Annotated in this window: 7 protein-coding genes and 1 pseudogene; 5 read left to right on the top strand and 3 right to left on the bottom strand. The window is 69.4% G+C overall.

Features of this window, described 5'->3' with window-relative positions; translation table 11 throughout:
- From F8S09_RS17410 to F8S09_RS17400, 3 genes are all read left to right on the top strand, one after another.
- Positions 1–1,060: ATP-dependent metallopeptidase FtsH/Yme1/Tma family protein (locus tag F8S09_RS17410; protein ID WP_152872691.1), on the top strand; the 1,060-nt coding region annotated here is incomplete at its 5' end.
- Between the two features lie 61 nt (positions 1,061–1,121).
- Positions 1,122–2,717 (top strand): carboxylesterase/lipase family protein, encoded by a 1,596-nt coding sequence (locus tag F8S09_RS17405; protein ID WP_152872690.1) that lies wholly within the window; start codon positions 1,122–1,124, stop codon positions 2,715–2,717.
- Positions 2,717–3,019, top strand: coding sequence for a hypothetical protein (locus tag F8S09_RS17400; RefSeq protein WP_227978780.1), 303 nt, complete (start codon positions 2,717–2,719; stop codon positions 3,017–3,019). Before F8S09_RS17405 ends, F8S09_RS17400 begins: the two co-directional genes overlap by 1 nt.
- 56 nt (positions 3,020–3,075) lie before the next feature.
- On the opposite strand, the gene F8S09_RS17395 is transcribed toward F8S09_RS17400, so the two are convergent.
- The gene (locus F8S09_RS17395) at positions 3,076–3,837 is read right to left on the bottom strand and encodes a DsbA family oxidoreductase (protein WP_152872688.1); all 762 of its coding nucleotides are present in this window, start codon (positions 3,835–3,837) and stop codon (positions 3,076–3,078) included.
- Positions 3,838–4,203: 366 nt separating this feature from the next.
- Between F8S09_RS17395 and msrB the strand changes: the two genes are divergently transcribed.
- A complete protein-coding gene (msrB, locus tag F8S09_RS17390) occupies positions 4,204–4,671 on the top strand; it encodes a peptide-methionine (R)-S-oxide reductase MsrB (protein ID WP_152872687.1) in 468 nt (155 codons plus the stop codon).
- Positions 4,672–4,737: 66 nt separating this feature from the next.
- Here msrB and F8S09_RS17385 read toward each other — a convergent pair whose 3' ends face one another.
- Entirely contained in the window at positions 4,738–4,935 is a 198-nt protein-coding gene (locus F8S09_RS17385; protein WP_152872686.1) for a hypothetical protein, read from the bottom strand.
- A 236-nt stretch (positions 4,936–5,171) separates the two neighbouring features.
- On the opposite strand from F8S09_RS17385, the gene F8S09_RS17380 reads away from it, so the two are divergent.
- Positions 5,172–5,888, top strand: a complete 717-nt coding sequence (locus tag F8S09_RS17380) for a hypothetical protein (RefSeq protein WP_152872685.1) — start codon at positions 5,172–5,174, stop codon at positions 5,886–5,888.
- A gap of 182 nt (positions 5,889–6,070) precedes the next feature.
- On the opposite strand, the pseudogene F8S09_RS17375 reads toward F8S09_RS17380, so the two are convergent.
- Positions 6,071–6,190: pseudogene (locus F8S09_RS17375) on the bottom strand (IS982 family transposase); the annotation flags it as partial.

Genomic DNA, 6,190 nt, shown 5'->3' with positions numbered 1-6,190 from the left:
CCAGGGCGGCAACGACGAACGCGAACAGACCCTCAACCAACTGCTCGTGGAAATGGACGGCTTCGGTTCCGGGCAGGAGGTCATCATCCTGGCCGCCACCAACCGCCCCGACGTGCTGGACGCCGCGTTGCTGCGTCCGGGCCGCTTCGACCGTCAGGTGGTGGTGGACGCCCCCGACGTGCGGGGGCGGGAGATGATCCTGCGCATTCATGCCCGCAAAAAGCCGCTGGACCCCAGTGTAGACCTGGGGGTCATCGCCAGAAGGACGGCGGGGATGGTGGGGGCGGATCTGGAGAACTTGCTGAATGAGGCGGCTTTGGGGGCGGCTCGGTCAGGGCGGTCGAAGATCGTGATGCGGGATGTGGAAGAAGCGCGGGACCGGGTGCTGATGGGACCCGAACGCCGCTCGCTGGTAGTGCGGGAAGCCGACCGGCGGGTGACGGCCTACCACGAGGTCGGCCATGCCCTCGCCGCACAGCTCCTGCCCCACGCGGACAAGGCCCACAAGCTCACCATCGTGCCGCGTGGGCGGTCGCTGGGGTCGGCGCTCTACACGCCGGAAGACCGGATGCACCACACCCGCGCGGCGCTGCTCGACCGTCTCTGCGTGGCGCTCGCCGGGCACGCCGCCGAGGAAGTCGCCACCGGGGAGGTCACCACGGGCGCGGCGAGTGACTTTCAGCAGGCCACGGGGCTGGCCCGGCGCATGGTGACCGAGTGGGGCATGTCAGAAGTCGGGCAGCTCGCGCTCGCGCAGGAGAGCGGCGGCTTTCTGGGATACGGCCCGCAGCAGGGCGTCTACAGCGACCATACCGCCGAGCGCATTGACGCGGAGGTGGCCCGCATTCTGAACGGGCAGTACGAGCGAGCCGTGGGGCTGCTGCGCGAGCACCTGCATGTGCTGCACCGCCTGACTGACGAACTGATCGTGCGCGAGTCGCTGAGCGGTGAGGAACTCGTCACCATCTTGCAGGGGGGCACCCTCTCCTCGCCTGCCTTTCCGGACGACGACGGCGAGGCACCCGCCGCCTCTCCCGGTCTGACACCCAATCCGGCCTGATCCCAACCCGGCCTCAATTTCCGCCCCATGTTTGGCGCCGCCGCGCCCCCTACGCTGGGGCATGATCCGCACCCTCACCCTGCTGACTGCCGCGCTGCTCACGGTGGCCCACGCCCAGGACACGGCCGCGCCCACGGTTCCCCCGACCTCCCAGTCCGCGCCGTCAGCCGCGCCCGGTACGCCCGTCCGTGCCCAGGTCCGGACCGGGACGCTCGTGGGCCGCGAGGCAGGCGGGGTGCGGGTATGGCAGGGCATCCCCTATGCCGCGCCGCCCACCGGGGACCGGCGCTGGCGCGCGCCCCAGCCTCCCGCCATCTGGGTGGGAGACCGCGACGCCTCGCGGCCCGGCAACGTGTGCCTTCAGCGCTCGGCCCTGGGTGACGGTCCCACGCGCGGCAGTGAGGATTGCCTTTACTTGAACGTCAACGCCCCGGCCAATGCGAACCGCGCTCCCGTCATGGTCTGGATTCACGGCGGTTCTTTTCGCAGCGGCGCAGGCAGCGACTACGACGGTCGGGTGCTGGCCCGCGAGCAGGGCGCGGTCGTGGTCACGATCAACTACCGCCTGGGGCCGCTGGGCTTTCTGGCCGCGCCGGGGCTGGTGGGGAACCAGGGCGCGGGGAATTACGGCCTGCTCGATCAACAGGCGGCGCTGCGCTGGGTGCGCGACAACGTCGCGGCCTTTGGGGGAGACCCCGCCAATGTCACCGTGTTCGGGGAGTCGGCGGGCGGCATGAGCATCTGCAACCAGCTCGCCTCGCCCCTGGCGGCGGGCCTCTTCGACAAGGCAATCATTCAGAGCGGCCCCTGCACACCGGACATCGTCCTGAGCCCGCTCGCGGACGCGCTGAAGACGGGCGCGGCGTTTGCCCGCACCCTGAACTGCCCGGACGCGGGCGCCGCCTGCCTGCGGGCCGTTCCCGCCGAGCGGCTGCTGACCACCGAGACGCCGGGCCTGGCCTTCATCTCCTTTCCGCCCGTGTACGGGGACGGGGTACTGCCCCGTTCGCCGCAGGAGGTCTTTGGGAGCGGGCAAGTGAACCGCGTACCCACCCTGATGGGCACCAACCTCGACGAGGGCACGCTGTTCGTGGCGCCGTTCGGACGCGACGGGCGGGACATTCCCCTGTGGCAGTTCTGGTTGCTGGTGGGCCAACTGGAAGGCTGGAACACGCTGCGGGTCCTCGCCAACTACCCGACGCGCGACTACCCCACAGTGGGGCTGACCGCCTCCGCCCTGGTGACCGACGGGGTCTTCGCCTGCCCCAGCTCCGAGATCATCCGCGACCTCGCCCGTTTCACGCCCGTCTACGCCTACGAGTTCCGTGACCGCGACGCGCCCAGCGTCCTGAAGCCCAGCGCGGCCATTCCTGACTACGGCGCCTACCACGCGGGCGAACTCGTCAGCGTGTTCGGCACGCCGCTCACGGGCCTCGCCAGCCCCGCGCAGTTCACGCCCGCGCAGGCCGACCTCGCCCGCACTATCCGCGCCTACTGGGGCAACTTCGCCCGCACCGGGAATCCCAACGGCGCGGGCCTGCCTGTGTGGGCCCCCTTCGCTTCCCCCGGCGGCACGGTCCAGACCTTCCAGCCGGGCCGCATCGCGGGCACCACCTCCTTCGACCAGGAGCACCGCTGCGACCTCTGGAGTGAATGATGCGGGGGGCGGCGCCACTGGCCGGGGCACTGCTGGCCGCCGCCCTTCTGGGGGTGACCTGGGGGCTGCGCCGTGATCCCCTGGACCTGGCGGTGCTGGGTGTGGGCCTCGCGGCGCTGGTGTTGCTGCTGCGCCTGACCCTGCGGGGCGACGGACGCGGGCGGCTGGCCCTGCGGGTCCTGGTTGCGCTGCTGGGCGGGGTGGCGATCTTCGGCGTGCGCGAGCCGACCGGGGCACTGCTGTTCGCCGCCGTCTTTTTCGGCAGCCAGATGGTGACGCGCTGGCTGGTGCGCCGGAGATAGGGCAAGGAAAGGGGCCGCCCTCCCCGGCCGGAGCAGGCGGCCCTTTCAACTCCGCGTCAGGCCCGGTTCGCCGCTCCCGGCACCGCGCAGGTGTCGCCCTCGCAGCCCTCGGCGGGGGCGTCCTGCCCCAGCAGGGTCAGGGGTGCGGGGTGCGTTTCCTGCCAGACCTGTTCCAGCGCCGAGCGCAGCACGTCGGGCGACTGGGCGCCGCTCACCCCGTACTTGCCCCCCAGCACGAAGAAGGGCACGCCGTTGATGCCCACGGCGCGGGCCTGGGCCTCATCCTGGCGCACGGCGGACGCATAGTCGCCGGAAGCCAGCGCCGCGCGGACCTCCCCCGCGTCCAGGCCCACCTCCACCGCCAGCCGCACCAGCACCTCGGGGTCCCCCAGGAACTCGCCCTCGGTGAAAAATGCCCGCAGCAGCCGCTCCTTCATGGGATCCTGAAGGCCCTTCTCGGCGGCCAGATGAATGACCTGATGGGCCTGGAAGGTGTTGGTGGGCTGCACCTCCCCGAAGTGATAGTCCAGCCCCTCGTCTGCCGCCGTCCGGGTCATGGTGTCCAGCATGCCCTGCGCCCGCGTCTCGCCGCCCCCGTACTTGGACGCCAGGATGTCCCGCATGGACTGTCCGGGCCGCACCGGGGCCGAGGGATCAAGTTCGAAGGAGTGCCACACCACCTCGACCTGTTCGCGCTGGGGAAAGGCCGCGAGGGCCGCCTCAAAGCGCCGCTTGCCGACGTAGCACCACGGGCAGGCGATGTCCGACCAGATATCTACCCGCAACTTGTCCGGAGAGGATGGAGTCAAGGCTGTCATGCCCCCAGTGTGCACTGCTTTAAAAAACAAAGCAAGGAGGTGCGGCACGTTTGGCTGGCGGGTCATCCGGAGTCTGGCCTGACGGAGACCACAACGGTTCGACCCGAGCTGCCTTTCCCCAGCGCGAACAGGAACACCACGGTTTCCGGAAAAGGAGTTCTCCTGTCCGCGCTTTCCCGGTTCAGAAGCGAGTTGGACGGGCCACCGTATGAGGGGGTCACGCGCCCCCGCTGCTCCGCCGTCTGGCAAGTCCCCCGTGGCTTAACGGGCGTTCTCTTTCTCAACGGGGGTGGCGACACTTCACTCCTCCTGCGGGTCGGAAGAAGGCTCCTAGTTCTGAGGGCACGCTCTCCCTACACTCGGTCCATGACCACCGATCCTGCCCGGCCTCCCTTCATCAAGCCCAGCGGCGAGGAATTGCGTCAGCGGCTCACGCCCATGCAGTACCGGGTGACCCAGCAGGAGGGCACCGAGCGAGCCTTTACCGGCGAATACTGGGACCACGAGGAACCTGGCCTCTACGTGGACGTGGTGTCGGGCGAGCCGCTCTTTTCCAGCCTCGACAAGTACGACGCGGGGTGCGGCTGGCCCTCGTTTACCCGCCCGCTGCCAGGCACCTCTCTGGCGGAGAACACCGACTACAAGATCGGCTACGCCCGCACCGAGGTCCGCTCGCTGGAGGCCGACTCGCACCTCGGCCACGTCTTTCCGGACGGCCCGCAGGAGGAAGGCGGCCTGCGCTACTGCATCAACTCGGCGGCGCTGCGTTTCGTACCCGTGGCCGAGCTGGAGGCGCAGGGCTACGGCGAGTACCTGAACCTGTTCCAGAAGTAGCGTGAACAGGGAAGAGGGCCGCGCCGGGAACATCCACGCGGCCCTCGCCCTGCCGTCCCACGGCGCTCAGCTTTCGGTGACCCCCGAGCGCGGTCCGCCGTCCTCGGCCCCGGTGGTGTCCACACCCGACTCGGTGTTGCCGGGAGTGCCGGTGCTGCCCGCACCCCCCGCGCTCGTTTTGCCCGTCTCGCGCTCGTGCTCCTGCCGCTGCGCGTAGGCGTCCTGCATCCGCTCGGCCTCGTTGTCATTCCTGTTGTCGGTCATGCGGGAAGGCTAGGCGGTGGGCGTGAGCGACCGGGTGTGGGAGGGCCAAACTGACCTTGAGAGAAGACAGATGGCGCGGGCAGGCAAGTTGGATGAATGCTCTGACAGGGTTCCCGGCGGAGGAGACTTGCGCGGGTTCTCATCTGGGATGCTAGGCTACGCGGGAACCAACTGTAGAACTGTTTTCGTTTCGGACCTTTGTCACGCCGCAGGACCGCATCATTGGGGGTATCGCTATGAAGAACATCGGACGTTTGAGCCTGCTGACCGCCGCGCTGCTGATGGGGCTGGGCACCGCCCTCGCCCAGGAGCAGACCCCGCCTGCCACGCCCCCGGCCACCGAAGAAACCCCGGCGCCGGTCGTCTCGCAGGAGGCCACCCTGACCATCGGGGAAGCCACGATCACGATCCCCGGCCTTCAGGACGCCACGCTGGTCAAGACCTTCTCGACCGTGTTGGGCGGCGGCGTGGTTTACCGCGGCTCGGTGACGGGCTCCATCGACCAGATCGTGCAGGCCTTTACCACCGCCGGATTCGCGGCGGCGGACGGCGCTGACGCAGGGGCTGCCGCTGCCGAGGGCACCGACGCGGCGACGGGCACCACGGGCGATGCCGCCGCCGGGACCACCGACACTGCTGCGGCAGGCACGGCGACCACCGGCACCGCTGCCACGGGCACTGACACCGCGGCGACCGGCACCACGAGCACCGACACCGCCGCGACCGGCACCACGGACACGGCCACCGGTACCGACGCGGCGGCCACCGACACGGCCGCGACCGACACCGCTGCGGGCACCGGCACCACGGCTACCGGTCTGGCCGGGCTGCCCGAGGGTGAGAGCCGCATCTTCACCCAGGGCGGCCAGACCTACGAACTGCGCGTCTACGAGCGCGGCGGCTTCACGGTCATCGTGTGGTCGCGCATTGGTACGGCGCCCGCTAGCAACTAAAGCCAACATGGGAGAGGGGGCGGACGCCAATTAGGTGTCCGCCCCTTCCCTGTAATCGTTACGGTCCTAGTACCCACCCCGCCCCGCCCAACCCCACCGTCTGGGGCTGCGGCCTGTGCTGGGGCGAAGGAGCTTAAGAAGTGGGAATGGGGGGAAAAGGCATTTTATATACTGCACCCCGTTTAGGGCTGGGCGAGGTTGTGAGCGAGAACGGCTAGGACGACACGGAAGCGAAGTGAGGCGAGCGTCTTGGTCTGAACGGAGCGGATGTGGGCTTCCACCAGTTGGGAGAAGACGGTTTC

This window comes from Deinococcus terrestris, assembly GCF_009377345.1.
GTDB lineage: Bacteria > Deinococcota > Deinococci > Deinococcales > Deinococcaceae > Deinococcus > Deinococcus terrestris.
Note: the sequence above shows the minus strand (reverse complement) of the source record. Positions and strands in the feature narration are given on the sequence as shown.